A 17713-nucleotide genomic window follows, 5' to 3' on the forward strand; every position below is an offset into this window, starting at 1 on the left:
AATGACGAGCGTCGCGGACGCGATCCGCGCCGTCCTGTTGACCGCGGAGCCCGCGTCCAAGGTCCGGATCGCCCGCAAGGTGGCGCGAGACTGGCGGCTGGGGCGGCTGGACCACGGCTTCGCGGCGGCGATGCCCGACAGTCCTTTGCGTCCGGCGGAGCCGGCATTGTTGCCGGCCAATCGCATGCCCAAGCGTGGGCGCGGCGGATCCGAACGCGGCCGGATCGCGATGCTGCACGCCTTGGCGCACATCGAATATGCGGCGATCGATCTCGCATTCGACATGGCGGGGCGATTCGGTTCGCAGTTTCCGCGCGATTTCGTCGACGACTGGCTGGGCGTCGGCGCCGACGAGGCGATGCATTTCGCCTTGCTCGATCGGCGGCTGCGCGCGCTGGGCAGCCACTACGGCGCATTGCCCGCGCATGACGGGCTGTGGGAGGCTGCGACGGAAACCGCGCATGACGTGCAGGCGCGGCTGGCGGTGGTGCCGATGGTGCTGGAAGCACGCGGGCTGGATGTGACGCCCGACACCGTTCGCCGCTATCGCGATTCGGGCGACGAGCGGTCGGCGCGGATCCTCGAACGCATCTATATCGACGAGATCCGGCACGTCGCGACAGGGACGAAATGGTTCAGCTGGACGTGCCGAAACGACGATTCGAGCCCGGTGGCGATCTGGAAGATGCTGGTTAATCGCCATTTTCGGGGGGCTCTTAAGCCTCCGTTCAACGACTCGGCGCGGTCGGCAGCCGGTTTAACGCAAGACTATTACCGCTGACTTGTCGCCGGCTGTGCGTTCGATCACACAGGCTCGGCACAACGGGCGGGGCAAATCCCGGTGCAGTTAGGGTTCAAGACACGCTGGTCGCGATCGGCGTTTCGACCGTCGATCTTTGGGGGCACAAAGAGCGTGGGTATGATTTTGAACAACGTGATTACTGTATTTGGGTTCCGCGGCGGTGCCGCTTTTCTCCAGAAATCCGTATTGGGCCTGCTGGTCGCGACGCCGCTGATTGCCGCCGCGCCCGCCCATGCAAGCGATGCGCCGGCCGAAACCGTGCTGGCCGCCGTTTCCTCCAAGGCCGTCGAAGCCGCCGCCGCCACCGGCGGCGTTTTTGAAAAGGCGACCAAGGAAGACCGCGAAGCCGATCCGCAGTTCCGCTCGCTCTTCCTGTCGTGGAAGAAGCTCGATCAGGTCGGCACCGCCGGCACCGGCTTCGTTTCAGTGCCTTCGCAAAAACCCGTTTCGCAGCTCGCCTTCACCAGCAATTTCGGCTTTCGCTCCGATCCGTTCCGTGGCAGCCGCGCCATGCATGCCGGCGTCGACATTCCCGGCCCGCTCGGCACCCCGGTCTATGCGACCGCCGATGGTGTCGTTGGCCGCGCCCAGCGTCTGGGTGGTTATGGCAATTTCGTCGAGATCGAGCACGGCCAGGGCATCGAGACCCGCTATGGCCATCTTTCGTCGATCCTCGTTCAGCCCAATGCCCGTGTGAAGCGCGGCCAGCTCATTGGCCTGATGGGCTCGACCGGCCGTTCGACCGGCAGCCATCTTCATTATGAAGTTCGTCTCGACGGCCGCGCCGTCAATCCCATGCCGTTCCTCCAGTCGTCCGACTATGTCGTCGCGATGCAGGAGCGCACGGGCACCCAGATCGCGATGGGCGGTCCGGACAAGGAATAGGGGAGGAGAGGGGCCCACGCTTGTCGTAGGGCCCCCACCTTCCTATCTCGGTTCCATGAGCGAGCCGCAACCAATCGACATCACCGAATCCGCCGCCGCACGTGTTGCGGCGATCGCCGCGCGTCAGGGCAAGCCAGCCATCCTGCGGCTGGCGGTCGAAGGGGGCGGATGTTCGGGATTCCAGTATCGCTTCGGGCTGGCCGAAACCATCGACGCCGACGATGTCAGCGTCACGCGTGACGGCGTGCAACTGGTCGTCGATCCGATCAGCCTGGATCTGGTGCGCGGCGCTGCTGTGGATTTCGTCGAATCGCTCGGCGGATCGGCGTTCAAGGTGGAAAATCCGAATGCGGCGTCGGGTTGCGGCTGCGGTTCCAGTTTCTCGATCTAGCTTCGACGCGCCGGCTGGTTTAGGCCGGGGCGCATGAAGATCGCGACCTACAACGTCAACGGCATCAAGGCGCGCCTGCCGCGCCTGCTCGAATGGCTCGACGAGACCAAGCCCGACGTGGTTTGCCTCCAGGAACTCAAATCCTCCGACGAGACCTTTCCGGAAAGCGACGTGCGCGGCGCCGGTTATGGCGCGATCTGGCACGGGCAGAAGGGATTCAACGGCGTCGCGATCCTGGCGCGGGGCACCGATCCGGTCGAGGTCCGGCGCGGCCTGGAGGGGGAACCCGAAGACGAGCATAGCCGCTATGTCGAGGCCGATGTGTTCGGCGTGCGGGTCGCGTCCATCTACCTGCCCAACGGCAACCCGCAGCCCGGCCCCAAATTCGATTACAAGCTGCGCTGGATGCGCCGGCTGCAGCAGCGGGCGCGGGAAATCCTTTCCGAGGAAGTACCAGCGGTGCTGGCCGGCGATTACAACGTGATCCCGACCGACGAGGATGTCTTCTCGGTACAGGCGATGGCCAATGACGCGCTGATGCAGCCGGAGAGCCGCGCCGAATTCCGTACGCTCTGCTTCCAGGGCTGGACCGATGCGATCCGCGCGCGTCATCCCGTCGGACCGATCTGGACCTTCTGGGATTACCAGGCGGGCGCATGGCAGCGCGATGCGGGGTTCCGCATTGATCATTTGCTGCTCAGTCCGCAGGCGGCGGATCGGTTGGTCGACGCCAATGTCGACAAATCCTATCGTGGCCGGGAAAAGGCGAGCGATCACGCGGCGACCTGGATCGTGCTGAACGACTGAGCTCTCAGCATTCACCCGGAGATATTGACCACATTATATCCGGGCAATAAATGCGGGTCATGGATATGACCTGCACGGCCTTTGCCGGCGATCTCTGGATCGCCACCGGTTCTCCCGAGGAAGTCCGCAAGGCGCTGCGGGCTGTCGATCCGGCCGAATCCGGACTTCTGCTGGTGTTCGACGACGAGACCGGTCGCCAGATCGATCTCGACATGCGCGAATCCGTGCCGGCGCGTTCGCGCGGTCGTCCGAAGCTCGGCGTCACGGCGGGGGAGGTGACGTTGCTGCCGCGCCATTGGGAGTGGCTGAAAGCGCAACCCGGCGGGGCGTCGAGCACGATCCGGCGGCTGATCGATGCCGCGCGGAAACGCCCCGCCGATGCGCGCCGTTCGAAGGACGCCGCCTATCATTTCATGTCGGCGATCGCGGGGGACAGGCATGGCTATGAGGACGCGATCCGCGCGCTCTACGCTGCGGACCGCGCACGGTTCGAGACCCTGACCGGCGCATGGCCTGTCGGTATCCGCGACCATGCCAGGTCGCTGGCCGAGGGCGCATTCGCGTAACGGTCGGGGTGAGCCGGTTCAGACCATTCCGCCATTGGCGCGCACGATCTGACCGTTGATCCAGCCGCCGTCGCGGCCGACGAGGAAGGCGATGGTCGCCGCGATATCCTCCGGCGTACCGAGCCGTTCGAGCGGGTTCATCTTCGCCATGCGCGCGATCAGTTCGGGCGATTTGCCGTCTAGGAACAGATCGGTCGCGACCGGCCCCGGCGCCACCGCGTTGACGGTGATCGAACGGCCGCGCAATTCCTTCGACAGGATCCGGGTCAGCGTTTCCACCGCCGCCTTGGTCGCGGCATAGACGCCATAATTCTCGAGGTTGAGGCCGACGACGCTTGTCGAAAGATTGACGATACGTCCACCGTCGCGCAGCCGCCGCGATGCCTGGCGCAGCGTGTTGAAGCTGCCCTTGAGATTGATCGCGACGAGCCGATCGAGCAGCGCGTCGTCACTGTCCGCGATCGATGCCAATTGCATCACGCCGGCATTGTTGACGAGGATGTCGACGCCACCGAACGCGGCCTCGGCGGTATCGAACATCCGTGACACCGCATCGGCGTTCGCGATGTCGGCCTGCGCGACGAGGGCGCGGCCGCCATCGGCCTCGATCGCGCGGACCAGCGCTTCTGCCTCCGCGACGCGGCCCGCGAAATTGACGATGACGATATGGCCGTCATCGGCAAGCCGCCGCGCGATGGTCGCGCCGATTCCACGCGATGCTCCGGTCACGATCGCGACGCGAGGGGATGAGGTTTCGATATCGGCCATTGCGATGCCCTTTCTTCTTCCGAGGAGACACACGAAAGATGGCACTTTCGATGACGCGGATAATCGGTCAGTATTTGGTAAGTCTGTTCGGAAAGAGCGAATAATGGATCGGCTCGACGCGATGCGTCTCTTCATCCGGGTCGTGGAGCGGCGCAGCTTCACGCTGGCCGCTCAGGATATCGGCGTGCCGCGATCGACCGCGACCGAAGCCGTGAAGGCACTGGAGGCGCGCCTGCGCGTCCGGCTGCTGCAACGTACGACGCGCCATGTGGCCCCGACGCTTGACGGTGAGGCCTATTATCGTCGCTGTATCGGCATCATTGCCGATGTGGAGGATGCCGAAGGCGCCTTTGCGGGCCTGAAACCCGGCGGATTGCTGCGAGTTGAAGTCCAGGGAACGCTCGCCCGGCATTTCCTGCTGCCCGGACTGCCCGGTTTTCTGGAGCGGTATCCCGCGATCGAACTGGCGATGAGCGAGGGCGAGCGATGGGTCGACGTCGTTCGCGAGGGCGTCGACTGCGTGTTGCGCTACGGCAATCTGCCGGACAGCGACATGGTCGGCCGCCGGTTGATCATGCTCGACCGATTGACCTGTGCGGCGCCTGCCTATCTGGCGCGACACGGCACGCCGGCGGGTATCGATGCGCTGGAAGGGCATCGCATGATCGGGTTGCGCTCATTGAGCACTGGCAATCTGTGGCCGCTGGAATTCATGGTCGATGGCGCCATCCGCACGATCGACATGCCCGCCACCGTCTCGGTCACCGGCACCGAAAGCTATCTGGCGGCGGCGCGGCTTGGCCTGGGGCTGTTCCAGGTTCCGCGCTTTCATGCCGAGGCTGATCTGGCGGAAGGACGGTTGGTCCCTTTGCTTGTCGAAACGCCGCCGCCGTCGGTGCCGGTGTCGATACTCTGGCCACGCAACCGGCAACTCTCGCCACGTGTGCGCGCCTTTGTTGACTGGGCGGTGGAACAGTTCGCGCGTGCTCAGCTATAGGCGATCAGGCGACCGAGCGCGGCGACCGACAGCCAGAGCAGGATCGATGCCAGCGCCACCACCCGTTCGAGGACGCCTGCCTCGCCGGATCGGCCGCGCCTGATCCAGCGAAAACAAAGCGCGTTCAGCAGTGCGATGCCGATCAGGACCAGCTTTCGGGCGAATGCGTCGGAGCGGGAGAGCGCGACGGCGTCGGCCGCGAACAGGACCGGTCCGCTGAGCGCGAGCAGGACAAGGCCGCAGATCGCGAGCGGCGTGAGCGCGCGTATGACGGAGTCTACCGGCAGCGTGCGAAACGCGCCGATGATCCTGAGATCGACCACGCCGATCCCGCCGAGCAGCAGGACGAGACCGAGCAGGTGGATGAGATTGGCGGCCGGATAGGCCCAGGCCGATCCGCGGGCGAACGTGCCGAGCTGCGATGCCTCCACTGCGGCGGCGAACGACTCGATCAGCGGAGTTCCACCGTCTTGCCGTCGACGATCACGCGCTCGATCCGTATTTCCGCGGCACCGTCCTTGCGCGGATAGCCGACCAGGGTGACGGTCTTGCGGGGGGCGAGCATCTCTCGCGTCAGCCCGCGTGTTTCCATGCGCGAGACGGGCGCGAGAACCACGTCCCAGGTCCTTTTCTGCCACACGACCTTCGCCGCGCCATGGGGATTGCCCCAGGTGACGGCGCTGAGCGGCGCCTTGATCGTCAGGACCTTGGTATCGTCATAGGAACTCCAGCCATGATGCGCGAGCGCGACGGCTGGAATGGCCGCCAACAGCGCGGCGACGGTCAGTCTGGCAAGCATAAGGCCTCCATCGGCGAAACCCCGCTATGAGCAGGATATCGTCGATGGAGGCGAGAAGCGATAGGTTAAACCGCCGGTTCAGCGTGGCCGGACAGGGCGGTCGGGGCGATCGGGGTAGGTGGGGCTGCCGCTGCTGTAGCGGATGCCGTTGCGGACCTGGCGAATCGCCTGATCGACCGAACGGATCGCCTGGGCGCGATAGCCGCCCTTGTTCGAATCGGCGCGCTGCAGCGATGCGCGGGCCTGTTCGAGAGCGGTGAGCGCATCGCACATATTGCGATTGCCGACGCATGATTGCGCGGCGGCCGGCGTGGCGGCGAGCGATGCCATCATCAGTCCGCCGAGTAGGGAGAGCGAGACGATTCGGGTCATGGGGAATATCCTTTGGTTACGAGTCACCCGTACATTGGGCGGCGCGACTATTGCCCCTCGAAGATTACGCTTTCAATGCGGCAACGAAACAAAAAACTGGATCGTGCAAGCGCAGGGTTCAGTCGGCGTAACGAAGCTCGACGGGGGCGATTCCTTCGATCGTTCCCTTCACGGCCTCGCCGATGCGGATTGGCCCGACGCCCGATGGCGTGCCGGTGAAGATCAGGTCACCCGGTGCCAACGCGATATAGGTCGATAGTTCGGCGATGATCTCCGCCACGCTCCAGATCATGTGCGACAGATCGCCGGACTGGCGGATTTCGCCGTCGATCGTCAGCGCGATGCGGCCCCCGGCCGGCGGCGCGCCAAGCGTAAGCGGAGCGATCGGCGCGGATTGATCAAAGCCCTTCGCCATATCCCACGGACGGCTGGTCTTCTTCGCTTCGGCCTGCAGGTCGCGACGCGTGAGATCGATCCCGACCGCATGGCCGAAGATCAGGCCATCGGCATCCGCCGGTGCGATATTCGATCCACCCGCGCCGAGCGCCACGACCAATTCCACTTCATGATGGAGATCGGCGGTCCGGCCCGGAAAAGGCAGCGTCATGCCGCTCGGCACGACCGCATCGGCCGGCTTGGTGAAGAAGAAGGGACTCTGGCGATTGGGGTCCGATCCCATCTCGCGCGCATGATCGGCATAATTCTGCCCGACGCAGAAAATCCGGCGCACGGGAAAACGGTTCGTACTTCCGGCGATATCGATCGTCGGGATTTCGAGTGTCGGCAGGATCATGGTCGGGTTTCTTTCACTCAGAGCGGTTTGTCGTAGACGACATATTCCTTGTTGATCTTGCTCTCGATCGTATCGGCGATGGCGCGCATCCCCTGATTGTCGTCGAGGATCCAGCCAATCTCGCCGCGGGTCGAGCCATAATGAACGATCGCGTCGCGGCGGATGAACTCGATCATCATGAAGGCGAGCTGGCTGGCCAGCCGGCTCGACTGGAGGCGCTTCACCACACCCATCAGCGGCACGCGCATCGTTCGCGCCTTTGGTTTGTGCAGCCACCAGAGCAATTTGGCCCAACCAAAGGGCAGGAGCGATCCGCGGAGCGACTTCAGCGCCTCGTTGAGGTCGGGCAGCACCAGCATGAATGCGACCGGCTCACCATCAACTTCGGCGACGCGGATCAGATCCTCGAACACGATCGGCTTCAGTTTCTTGCCGGCATAGGCGATTTCCGGATCCGTCAGCGGAACGAAACCCCAATTGTCCGACCAGGCATCGTTGAGGATGCCGAGGATCAGGGCGGCTTCCGCGTCGAAACGGCTCTTGTCGACCTTGCGGATCCGGATGCGCGAATTGCGCTCACCCGAACTGACGATGCGCTGGACGAGCGGCGGGAACGGTTCGACGATACCGAGATCATAGGTGTAGAGCGATTTGGCGTGGACATAACCCGCTCGCTCGACCCATTCCCGATAGGCGGGGTTGTTGTGCCCCATCATCACCGTCGGCGGATGGTCGAAACCGCTGACGAGCAGGCCGGGCTCGTCCCAGATCGACAGGCTGAGCGGACCGAGCGATCGATGCATCCCCTTGTCGCGCAGCCATTGTTCCGCGCGTTCCATCAACGCCTGGAAGACCGCTTCGTCCTCCGCCTCCATCATGCCCCAATTGCCCGTTCCCGGCCCCATGCCCTGCTCGACGGGTTGCTTGAGTGCGAGATGGTCGAGATGTGCCGAAATGCGTCCGACGACCTTGCCGTTCCGCTCGGCAAGGAAGAGCTGCGCCTCACCATGGCCGAACCACGGATTCTTGGCCGGGGTGATCAGGCCGTGAACCTCGTCCTTCAACGGCGGCACCCAATTGGGATCGTTCGCATAGAGGCGGAAAGGCAGGTCGACGAACGCCTTGCGGTCGGCCTTGGTTTCGACGGGACGGATGGTGATGGTATCGGTCATGCGCGCCTCATGCCGCAAGTGCCGCGCGGGCGAAAGCCGGCGCTCGAATCGAAGATGCCGGCTTTCGCCGGCATCCTTTAGCTTGTCTCAGTCCTTGTTGCGGCGGCGCGGATGGCCGGTCGCGACACCGCCGGAGAGGTCGGCGACATAGGGATATTGCTCGGCGACTTCGGCGGTATAGCCCAGGTTGAAGACGGTCGGGCTCTTCTTGCGGTCGCCGATGCGTTCGTAGAGCGTGCCGAACAGCCGGTCCCACCAATAGTTGGTGATGCCGAAATTGCCGGTTTCGTCATGGAAATGATGCGCCATGTGCCGCTGCTTGATCATCGCGATCCACGCATAGCGCGGCTTGTAAGAAAGATGCTGGATGCAGTGGAAGAACTCGTTGACACAGGTGGTGACCATGCCCGTGCCGAACGCGATCGCCGCGGCACCGGTGCCGCCGATCATGTAGCCCAGCGGGATCGTCGCGATCGCGACCGTCGGCACCACATTGAGCGGCGAACCGAACAGAACCTCCAGATTGTTGGGATCCTGATGATGGTCGTAATGGATGCGCTTCCAGGTCGGCGCCAGCCATTTGTGCTTCCACATCCACTGGCTGTGCAGCACCCAGCGGTGGAGCACATACCATGCGAGCGGGAAGACGAGCACGGCCAGCGCGATCGACGCCAGTGTCTGGATCAGCGGCGCGGGACGCCACAGCCATACGCCGCCGGCCGCCACGGCCAGGCCGAGGTACAGGATGATCGCCGGATACTGGAAATAGGCGTGGATCAACTCGCGCAACGTCATGCGGTCGAGATGATGGGTCTTCTGCCAGAACCCCGTTTTGACGGTGTCTGAGATCTTCACGGCGTTGGTCCTCGATTCATCGTGCCGGGCCCCAAGCCTTTGTCGTCGCATCGCTTGATGCTTTTGGCAAACGCACATGCCCGCATATCAGATGCAAGGCTCTGCCCAGTCAATGCGGCATAATTGCGGCGCAGAAAGGGAGGCCGCATGAAGCCTATTCCTCAGTGCGGATCAGCACGGTCTCGCCGATCAGCAGGAAGAGCAGGAACGGCCCCCAGGCTGCAAGGAAGGGCGGGTAAGCCCCGAGATTGCCCATGGCGAGCCCGAAATTGTCGGCGACGAAATAGGCGAAGCCCAGCGCCATGCCGATCACCGCGCGCAGGAAAAGGCGCCCGGATCGCGCCAATCCAAAGGCCGCCACCGCGCCAAGCAGCGGCATGAGGATCGACGACATCGGCCCGGATATCTTATGCCAGAGATTGGCCTTGAGCGACTTTGTCGGCCGGCCGGCGGTATCGAGATCCTCGATCGCGCTGTTGAGCGCGACGAACGACAGCCCGTCCGGGTCGACGCTCGACAGGCTGAACTGATCGGGCCGGATATCCTTGCCGATCGTCACCGTGCCCGCAGGCTGGTTGACGCCGGTGGGCACGTCGAAACGGGTCGCGTTGTCGAGCCGCCATGCCGTGCCGGTGAAGACCGCGGAGGGCGCCTTCACGATCTCGCGCAGCGCGTCGTTCTCGCGATCATAGACGGTGACGTCGCTCAATCGTGTCGCATTTCCGCGGCCGCGAACCTGACCGGCATGGATCAGGTTGTTGCCGTCGCGCACCCAGATATTGGCCTGAAGCGCGCGGTCGGGCGGGAGTGGGGCGTAATCGACGGCCTGCCAGCGATCGAGCGTGGAGGTCGCGCGCGTGACGATGCGATCGTTGAAGACGAAGGTGATCGCAGCGACGATGATGCTCGTCAGGATCAGCGGCGCGAGCACCTGATGCGCCGAGAGCCCCGACGATTTCATCGCGATCACTTCGCTGTTCTGGTTGAGCGTGGCGAGCGTGATCAGTGTGCCGAGCAGCACCGAGAAGGGCAGGAAGCGCTGGATGATCTGCGGCACGCGCAGCGAGACATAGGTCCAGAGCTCCGCATTGCCGTTGCCGGGCTGTGCCAGGATCTTGCCCGATTCGCCGAGCAGGTCGAGCGCCTGAAGCACGAGCACCAGCGCCGCGAGCACCGCGAAGCTGCGGATCAGGAACATCCGGCCCATATAGATGGACATGGTGCGCGACGGGAAAAACTGGGTCTGCATCGATCAGTTCTCCGCCTGCCTGCGATTGCGGAACAGGCGTTTGATCGCCGCGCCGATCTTCGCGGCGCCGCGTTCGAGCGCTCCGATCGGCTGGCCGCCCGGCACATGCGCGATGACATGATACATCCAGCCGATCAGCGCCGCGAACAGCAGGAAGGGCACCCAGAGCGCGATCAGCGGGTCGATGCGGCCCAGCGCGCCCATGCCTTCGGCATATTCGTTGACCTTGTGATAGGTGACCACCATCACGATCGACAGGAACACGCCGAGCGCCGACGATGATCGCTTGGGTGGGATCGCCAGCGCGACCGCGAGCAGGGGCAGCAGCAGCATCATCGCCACTTCGACCAGGCGGAAGTGGAAATTGGCGCGTGTTTCGTTGCGCAGCGTCTCCGACGTCCGCGAATCGCGGCCAACCTGGACAAGCTCGGGAATGGTGAGCTCGCGATCAGCGCCGCCGCGTCCGCGGAAGGATTCGATCTTGGGCAGGTCGATCGGCAGATCGTGCGCGCTGAAGCTCAGTACGCGCGGTGTGCGGAAACTGGGAGCGTCGTGGACGAGCACGCCCTGGGTGAGGCGCAGGATGATCGTGTCGGGATCGTCGGTGGCCATGAACTGGCCGGCCTTGGCGGTGGCGGTCACGGACTGGCCGTTACGGCTTTCTGCGCGCACGAAGATGCCGGAGAGGTTGCGGCCCTCGTTGCGGCTCTGCTCGATTCGCAGTGTGAGTCGTCCGCCCAATTTGGTGAACTCGCCCACCTTGATCGAGGCGCCGAGCGCACCGGATCGCAGCTCGAAACGCAGCCCTTCATAGGCGTAGCGCGCATAGGGCTGGATATAGCCGACGATCGCCAGGTTCACGAGCGCGAGCCCGATCGCGTACATATAAGGCACGCGCAATAGACGACCGTAGCTCATGCCCACCGCGCGGAAGACGTCGAGCTCCGAACTCGTGGCGATCTTTCGGAATGCGAGCAGGATGCCGAGCATCAGCCCGATCGGGATGCCGAGCGAGAGATATTCGGGGATCAGGTTGGCAAGCATCTGCCAGACGACGCTTACCGGTCCGCCTTCGGATGCGACGAAATCGAACAGCCGCAACATCTTGTCGAGGACCAGCAGCATCGCGGCGATCACCAGCGTCCCGAACAGGGGCAGCGCGATCAGCCGGGCCAGATAACGATCGGTCGAGGTGAGCATTTTCAGATTTCAGACGCCTCGTGACCATGATTTGGCCGCAAACGCAGCCGATCTTGTGATCGTAACAGGGGCTAGACCGGACCAGCCACGCCCATGCGGGGTGGGTATAGCTTCCAGGAGTAACAAGGTCATGTTCAAAGTTTCCGCTGTCATCGCCCTGGCCATCGGCACGGCCGCACTGCCGTTCGCCGCGCCGGCGGCAGCCACGCCGGTCGGTCCGTTCGCGGCCGCTTGCGCCGGTGGCGGCCCCTCGGTGATCGCACGGGTGAGCGGTTTGAAAGCGCGTACAGGCACGGTGCGCGTCCAGCTCTATGCCAACAATCCCGCCACATTCCTCGAGAAAAAGGCCTATCTGCAGCGTGTCGACGTACCGGCGCGCGCGAATGTGATGGATATCTGCGTGCCCGTGCCCAAGGAAGGGCGCTACGCGATCTCGGTGCGCCATGATGTGAATGGCGACGGCAAGTCCGATCGCGGCGACGGCGGCGGTTTCTCCGGCAATCCGGACATGTCGCTGATGGACCTGCTGGCCAAGCGGAAGCCGAATCTGTCGCGCGTCGCGTTCAGCGTCGGCGGCGGCGCGCAGGTTGTGCCCGTCACCCTGCGTTACGTGCAGGGCCTCTCCTTCCGGCCGATCGCATAGGGAGCATCATGGCCTGCGTCGCGCTTCTCTCCAATCCGCGCTCAACGGGCAATCGCTCGTTGCTGCCACGCGTGCGGAGCTATTGCGCGGGCCGGCCGGACATCTTCCATTACGAGGTGGAGCATGTCAGCCAGATCGGCGACGCGCTGCGATCGATCGCGCGGGTGAAGCCCAAGATCCTTGTCATCAATGGCGGCGACGGCACCGTCCAGGCGGCGCTGACCGAGCTTTATCATGGCGGGCATTTCGGCGATTCGCCGCCGCCCGTGGCGGTGTTGCCCAACGGCAAGACTAATCTGATCGCGCTCGATCTGGGGGCGGTGGGCGATCCGCTGGATGCGCTCGAACGGATCGTGGCGCTATCCAAGTCCGACCTGTCGGATCATATCGTCGTGCGTGAGTTGATCGCGCTTTCGGATGGCCATGCCGGCAGCCGCCCGACGCTGGGCATGTTCCTGGGCGGGGCGGGTCTCGCCGATTCGATTCTGTATTGCCGTACCAAGATCTATCCGCTGGGCTTGCCCAATGGTGTCAGCCATGTGCTGACGGTGCTGGCGGTGCTGGCATCGATGCTGTTCGGCATCCGTACGCGTTTCCTGCCGCCGCGTCCCGATCCGGTGCGCGTCTCGCTGGTGCGTGACGGCCAGTTCCAGGGGCGGTTCTCGCTGCTGATCGTGACGACGCTGGAAAAGATGCTGCTCGCCAGCCGTACCGACGGCACCGGCGGTCAGCCGGGCCGGATGAAGTTCATGGCGGTGGATGTGGGCTTCACCGCGCTGATGCGCGCGCTGTTCGCCGCGATTTCGGGGCGGCTCGGCCGCGAGGAGATGAGCGGCGTGCATTTCGAGCGCGGCGATGTCGTCCGGATCGAGGGCGTGGGATCGAGCGTGATCCTGGACGGTGAGACCTTCCGCGCCGAGGCCGATCATCCGATCGTGCTCACATCCACCCCGCCGGTGCCCTTCCTTCGCCTCGCGGCGTGACCGGCCTGCTTTCGCTGATCGGGGCCGAGCTTGCCGAGCCGGTCGATCCGCGTGTGGCGGCGATGGCGAACGCGATCGCCGCGCGCTATCCGGCAGCCGCGCGGGGGGTGCTCTTCTACGGTTCGTGTCTGCGGACGACCGAGCTCGACGGGCAGATGCTCGACTTCTACCTGATCGTCTCGGACTATCCCTCGGCTTATCCCAAAAGCTGGCTGGCGACCGCCAATCGGCTGGTGCCGCCCAATGTCTTCCCCTTCGAGCATGACGGGCTGGCCGCGAAATATGCGGTGCTTAGCGAGGCCGATCTCCATAATCTGTGCGGTCCGGACGCCAGTGCCGTTTCGGTCTGGGCGCGCTTCGCCCAACCGTCCCGGCTCGTCTGGGTTTCCGACGATCAGGCGCGGTCGCGCATCGTTTCGGCGGTGGAGTGCGCGCCACGCACGCTGCTGATGTTGACGCCGGAGGGTGATGATGCCGATCCGCTGGACCGTTGGCGGCGTGGCTTCACGCTCACCTACGGCGCGGAATTGCGTGCCGAACGTGGCGGCCGACCAGGGACGATCGTCGACTTCGATCCTGAGCGCTATCGCCGTTTCGGCTCCGCGATTGCGGTGAAGTCGATGGATGGGCTCGATGCCCGATGGCGGCGGCTGCGCCGCAACGGCAAGCTGCTGACGCTCGTCAGGCTCGCCAAGGCCAGCCTGACCTTCGCGGGCGGGATCGATTATCTCGCATGGAAAGTGAACCGCCATGCCGGTACCCGGATCGAGATCCGCCCATGGCAGCGGCGCTTTCCGATCCTGGGCGCGCTTACTCTGCTGCCTCGGCTTCTGGCGCGGGGCGCGATTCGTTGAGCGCGGCCTCGACGGCCGCCTTGAGCGCGCCGATCGTATAGGGTTTGCGCAGGACCGCGTGGCCGCAAAAGGCCGCCGCGTCGTCGACATCGGCATAGCCGGTCACGAACAGCACCGCGAGCTCGGGATAGAGCGGGCCGATTTCGGCGATGAGCTCCGGCCCGGTCATGCCCGGCATGACCACGTCGGTGACGACGATATCGATGCGCGAATCCGAGGCCAGAATCTGCTTCGCCTCCTCACCCCCCGTGGCGCGGAGCGCTTCGAAGCCCAGTTCCTCGAGTGCGCCCGCCGTGGCGATCAGGACCCGAGGATCGTCCTCGACGATCAGGGCGACATGATTGGCGGTGAGCGGCTGGCTGTCGATGGTGGTCGATGCTTCCTCGACCTCGGGAAGGTCGGTGCCATAGATGTGATGGCGGGGCAGATAGAGCGAAACCATGGTGCCGGCGCCAGGCGTCGATGCGATCGAAACCTCGCCTCCCGACTGGCGAACAAAGCCGAAGATCTGGCTCAACCCCAGCCCGGTTCCCTTGCCGACGGGCTTGGTGGTGAAAAAGGGTTCGAAGACGCGGTCGAGGATCTCCGGAGTCATGCCCGCGCCGGTATCGGATACGTCGATGCGGACATAATCGCCGGGCGGCGATTCGCCGATCTCGTCGGCCGCCAGCACGGCGTTGGACGTGCGGATCGTCAGCCGACCGCCATGTTCCATCGCGTCGCGGGCATTGACCGCGAGATTGAGGATCGCGTTTTCGAGCTGATGGCGATCGACCCAGATCGGCCAGAGACCGGGAACGGTCTCGAATGCGAGCTGGATGCGTTCGCCGAGCGTACGATCCATCAGGTCGGTCATCCCGGTGACCAGCGTGTCCGGCGCGACCGCTTGCGGCAGCAGCGGTTCGGCGCGCGCGAAGGCGAGCAGGCGTCGGGTGAGCGCGGCGGCACGATTGGCGCCTTCCATCGCATTGTCGATATGGCGCTCGGCATCGGCGGCATGATTGTGGAGCTTGCGCTTGGCGAGTTCGAGGCCGCCGACGACCACGGCGAGCATATTGTTGAAATCATGGGCGATGCCGCCCGTCAACTGGCCGACCGCTTCCATCTTCTGGATCTGGCGGAGTTGCGCTTCGGCCTGGGCGCGCTCGGCCGCCTCGGTCAGCAGATGCTGGTTGGCGAGGCGAAGCTCGGCGGTCCGCTCCGCGACGGCGGCTTCGAGCACTTCGGCGCGCAACGATTCGGCGTCGGCATGCCGGCGCGCGCGGCGGCGCTGGCCGATCACCTCGATCGTGATCCAGCCGAGTGCGATAAGTGCGGCGACGAGCAGGAGGCCGAGCACCGCCAGCGTCGCCGCCAGCCGGTTCGCCTGTTGCAGGAAGCCCTGGGCATCGCCGGCGCGTGTCGCGAGCAATGCTTCCTCGTTGCGGACGATTTCGCGGAAGATCGCCTTGGTCCGGGCGATGCTGTCCGTCTTGCCCGCCGCGAAATAGGCGGAGAGCGCCTGGACCTTCTGGTCGTAATTGAGGTGGAGCGCCGCAGCTTCCAGCTCCTCGCTGCGCGTGCGATAGAGCGATCGCAAGGCATTTACGAGTGCCGCTTGGTCCGGATTGTCACGTGCGAGCCGCGCCAATCGGTCGATCATCACGCCGGTTCGGCGCCATTCGTCATAGAATTGGCGCGCGATGCGTTTGTCGCTGGCGATGACGGCACGGCCGAGCACGGCCTCGGCGTTTGTCATCTGACCTTCGATGCCGCGCACGGCGATCATCACTTCGAAGCTGTGTTCCTGCTGCGCGAGCGCGGTATCGCGCTGCGTGCTGGACACGCCGAGCATCGCGATCAGGCCGGCCAGGCTCGCGACGACGATCGCCGCCGCGATCCAGCCCAGCCATCGCTGCCAGCCGGAGCGCGGTGCGTCCTCGTTGCCGGGCTCGAAGTCTTCCGCCGCCGCCATATCAATCAGTCTAGCAAAACTGCCGGAATCGCGAAAGGCGCGTGCTGACGCGCGTCAGTCGATGATCCCGACCTTGCGTCCGGCGGCCGCGAACATGCCGAGAATCTGGTCGACCTGTTCGCTGCTGTGTTCCGCGCAGAGCGAGCAGCGCAGCAGCGTCATGTTCGCCGGCGTCGCGGGCGGGCGGGCGAGATTGACGTAAAGGCCCTCAGTCAGCAGCGCTTCCCACATCGTGGCACCCCGCTCCAGATCGGGCATGATCACCGCGATGATCGCCGATTGCGGTTCGTCCGTGCCGAGCGTGAAGCCCAGCGCCTTGAGCCCGCCATGCAGCTTGCGGCTGTTCTCCCAAAGGTGCGCGCGCTTGTTCGATCCATGCATCAGCTTGCGGATCGAGGTGGCGGCGGTCGCGACCACGCTGGGCGGCAGCGAGGCGGTGAAGACATAGGGGCGGCAGACCAGCCGCAATATCTCGAACTTGGGATGGTTGGAGACGCAGAAGCCGCCGACCGTGCCGACGCTCTTGGAGAATGTGCCGATGACGAAATCGACCTGGTCGAGCACGCCCTGGTCCTCGGCGACGCCGCGACCGTTGGGGCCGATGAAGCCCATCGAATGCGCTTCGTCGACCAGCACCATCGCGCCCGCTTCCTTGGAAACGCGGATCATCTCCTTGAGCGGCGCGATATCGCCCAGCATCGAATAGACACCCTCGAGCACGACGAGCTTGCCGGCTTCGGGCGGTAACCGCTTCAGGCGCTTTTCCAGCGCCTCGATGTCATTGTGGCGAAAGGCGACGATCTCGGCATCGCCCATCTTGCATCCATCATAGATCGAGGCGTGGCTGTCGATATCGAGGATGACATAGTCGCCCTTGCCGGCGATGGTGGAGATGATCCCGAGATTGGCCTGGTAGCCGGTCGAAAAGACCATGGCATGGTCCATCGCGTAGAAATCCTTGAGCGCCTGCTCGACTTCGCGATGCCCCTGATAGGTGCCGTTGAGCACACGGCTGCCGGTGGTGCCCGAACCGAATTCCTCCAGCGCCTTCTTGCCTGCGGCGATGACATCGTCGTCGAACGTCATGCCCATGTAATTGTAGGTGCCGAGCAGGATGGTCTCGCGGCCGTTGCAGATCGCGACGGTCGGCGACTTCACTTCCTCCATGACGAGACTGAACGGATCCTTCACGCCGGTCGCGAGCAGGGCTTCGCGCTGCTGGATCAGCGGATCAAATTTGGAGAAGAGGTCGGTCATCTCTTGAATCCCGTCATGCCGGCAAGAAGCCGGAGTCGCTTAACATCATGAATCGATGCCCCGGCGGCGGCCGGCTCGAAACCGGTGCGCGCCATCGGGGCAACGCGGGCGATCAGGCCTTCAGCTTGCCCACCGCATCGACGAGCTGGCCGACATTCTCGATCTCTGCCTGCATGTTCATGGTGATGACGATATCGAATTCGTCCTCCACCGCCGCGACGAAATCCATCACGGTCAGGCTGTCCCACTCAAGGTCGCCGGCAAAGGTGGTGGCCTCGGTCAGGTCGATGCCCTTCTTGTTGAAGGGCGCGATCTGCGCCGCGACGATGTCGAAAATCTGCTGTCTGTCGCTCATCTGGAATCCTT

The 17713-nt window shown here is 64.4% G+C and carries 21 protein-coding genes; 9 read left to right on the plus strand and 12 right to left on the minus strand.

Annotation, left to right across the window (positions count from 1 at the left end):
- Window position 1 precedes the first annotated feature (1 nt).
- The 5 genes from ACODTA_RS13050 (at window position 2) to ACODTA_RS13070 (ending at window position 3451) form a co-directional block, all read left to right on the plus strand.
- On the plus strand, window positions 2-781 hold the full coding sequence (locus tag ACODTA_RS13050) for a ferritin-like domain-containing protein (RefSeq protein WP_489066339.1): 780 nt from the start codon (window positions 2-4) through the stop codon (window positions 779-781).
- 153 nt (window positions 782-934) lie between these two features.
- Window positions 935-1687, plus strand: a complete 753-nt coding sequence (locus ACODTA_RS13055) for a M23 family metallopeptidase (RefSeq protein WP_489066340.1) — start codon at window positions 935-937, stop codon at window positions 1685-1687.
- Window positions 1688-1742: 55 nt separating this feature from the next.
- A complete protein-coding gene (gene erpA / locus ACODTA_RS13060; RefSeq protein ID WP_222993144.1) occupies window positions 1743-2078 on the plus strand; it encodes an iron-sulfur cluster insertion protein ErpA in 336 nt (111 codons plus the stop codon).
- 33 nt (window positions 2079-2111) lie between these two features.
- Window positions 2112-2885 (plus strand): exodeoxyribonuclease III, encoded by a 774-nt coding sequence (gene xth, locus ACODTA_RS13065; protein WP_489066341.1) that lies wholly within the window; start codon window positions 2112-2114, stop codon window positions 2883-2885.
- A gap of 59 nt (window positions 2886-2944) precedes the next feature.
- On the plus strand, window positions 2945-3451 hold the full coding sequence (locus ACODTA_RS13070; RefSeq protein ID WP_489066342.1) for a DUF2239 family protein: 507 nt from the start codon (window positions 2945-2947) through the stop codon (window positions 3449-3451).
- A gap of 18 nt (window positions 3452-3469) precedes the next feature.
- On the opposite strand, the gene ACODTA_RS13075 is transcribed toward ACODTA_RS13070, so the two are convergent.
- A complete protein-coding gene (locus ACODTA_RS13075) occupies window positions 3470-4219 on the minus strand; it encodes an SDR family oxidoreductase (protein ID WP_489066343.1) in 750 nt (249 codons plus the stop codon).
- A 103-nt stretch (window positions 4220-4322) separates the two neighbouring features.
- Between ACODTA_RS13075 and ACODTA_RS13080 the strand changes: the two genes are divergently transcribed.
- Window positions 4323-5216, plus strand: coding sequence for a LysR family transcriptional regulator (locus ACODTA_RS13080; RefSeq protein ID WP_489066345.1), 894 nt, complete (start codon window positions 4323-4325; stop codon window positions 5214-5216).
- On the opposite strand, the gene ACODTA_RS13085 is transcribed toward ACODTA_RS13080, so the two are convergent.
- The 8 genes from ACODTA_RS13085 to lptF all read right to left on the minus strand — a co-directional run bounded on the left by ACODTA_RS13085 (window position 5207) and on the right by lptF (window position 11656).
- Window positions 5207-5647 (minus strand): DUF6644 family protein, encoded by a 441-nt coding sequence (locus tag ACODTA_RS13085; RefSeq protein ID WP_489066346.1) that lies wholly within the window; start codon window positions 5645-5647, stop codon window positions 5207-5209. The two genes, ACODTA_RS13080 and ACODTA_RS13085, sit on opposite strands and share 10 nt — an antisense overlap.
- A 20-nt stretch (window positions 5648-5667) precedes the next feature.
- Window positions 5668-6015, minus strand: a complete 348-nt coding sequence (locus tag ACODTA_RS13090; protein WP_489066347.1) for a DUF6152 family protein — start codon at window positions 6013-6015, stop codon at window positions 5668-5670.
- Between the two features lie 78 nt (window positions 6016-6093).
- Window positions 6094-6387 (minus strand): hypothetical protein, encoded by a 294-nt coding sequence (locus ACODTA_RS13095; RefSeq protein ID WP_489066348.1) that lies wholly within the window; start codon window positions 6385-6387, stop codon window positions 6094-6096.
- A 118-nt stretch (window positions 6388-6505) separates the two neighbouring features.
- Window positions 6506-7180: a fumarylacetoacetate hydrolase family protein gene (locus ACODTA_RS13100; protein ID WP_489066349.1), complete on the minus strand. Its 675-nt coding sequence runs from the start codon at window positions 7178-7180 to the stop codon at window positions 6506-6508.
- Between the two features lie 17 nt (window positions 7181-7197).
- On the minus strand, window positions 7198-8352 hold the full coding sequence (locus tag ACODTA_RS13105) for an N-acetyltransferase (RefSeq protein ID WP_489066350.1): 1155 nt from the start codon (window positions 8350-8352) through the stop codon (window positions 7198-7200).
- A gap of 87 nt (window positions 8353-8439) precedes the next feature.
- Window positions 8440-9207 carry a sterol desaturase family protein gene (locus tag ACODTA_RS13110; protein ID WP_489066351.1) on the minus strand — a complete coding sequence of 256 codons (768 nt, stop codon included), beginning with the start codon at window positions 9205-9207 and terminating at the stop codon, window positions 8440-8442.
- Between the two features lie 154 nt (window positions 9208-9361).
- Complete coding sequence (lptG, locus tag ACODTA_RS13115) at window positions 9362-10456, minus strand: LPS export ABC transporter permease LptG (RefSeq protein ID WP_489066352.1); 1095 nt, start codon at window positions 10454-10456, stop codon at window positions 9362-9364.
- 3 nt (window positions 10457-10459) lie between these two features.
- Window positions 10460-11656 carry an LPS export ABC transporter permease LptF gene (lptF, locus tag ACODTA_RS13120; RefSeq protein WP_489066353.1) on the minus strand — a complete coding sequence of 399 codons (1197 nt, stop codon included), beginning with the start codon at window positions 11654-11656 and terminating at the stop codon, window positions 10460-10462.
- A gap of 130 nt (window positions 11657-11786) precedes the next feature.
- On the opposite strand from lptF, the gene ACODTA_RS13125 reads away from it, so the two are divergent.
- From ACODTA_RS13125 to ACODTA_RS13135, 3 genes are read left to right on the plus strand one after another with little or no spacing between them, the layout of a single operon-like run.
- The gene (locus ACODTA_RS13125; protein WP_489066354.1) at window positions 11787-12299 is read left to right on the plus strand and encodes a DUF2141 domain-containing protein; all 513 of its coding nucleotides are present in this window, start codon (window positions 11787-11789) and stop codon (window positions 12297-12299) included.
- An 8-nt stretch (window positions 12300-12307) separates the two neighbouring features.
- Entirely contained in the window at window positions 12308-13282 is a 975-nt protein-coding gene (locus tag ACODTA_RS13130) for a diacylglycerol/lipid kinase family protein (RefSeq protein ID WP_489066355.1), read from the plus strand.
- Window positions 13279-14136 carry a hypothetical protein gene (locus tag ACODTA_RS13135; protein WP_489066356.1) on the plus strand — a complete coding sequence of 286 codons (858 nt, stop codon included), beginning with the start codon at window positions 13279-13281 and terminating at the stop codon, window positions 14134-14136. Before ACODTA_RS13130 ends, ACODTA_RS13135 begins: the two co-directional genes overlap by 4 nt.
- Here ACODTA_RS13135 and ACODTA_RS13140 read toward each other — a convergent pair.
- The 3 genes from ACODTA_RS13140 to ACODTA_RS13150 form a co-directional block, all read right to left on the minus strand.
- On the minus strand, window positions 14093-16090 hold the full coding sequence (locus ACODTA_RS13140) for an ATP-binding protein (protein ID WP_489066357.1): 1998 nt from the start codon (window positions 16088-16090) through the stop codon (window positions 14093-14095). The genes ACODTA_RS13135 and ACODTA_RS13140 overlap by 44 nt on opposite strands.
- Window positions 16091-16144: 54 nt before the next feature.
- Window positions 16145-17347 carry a serine palmitoyltransferase gene (gene spt / locus ACODTA_RS13145; protein ID WP_489066358.1) on the minus strand — a complete coding sequence of 401 codons (1203 nt, stop codon included), beginning with the start codon at window positions 17345-17347 and terminating at the stop codon, window positions 16145-16147.
- Window positions 17348-17459: 112 nt separating this feature from the next.
- A complete protein-coding gene (locus ACODTA_RS13150; protein WP_489066359.1) occupies window positions 17460-17702 on the minus strand; it encodes an acyl carrier protein in 243 nt (80 codons plus the stop codon).
- Between the last annotated feature and the right edge of the window lie 11 nt (window positions 17703-17713).

It is taken from the genome of Sphingomonas sp. FG14 (genome assembly GCF_057809675.1).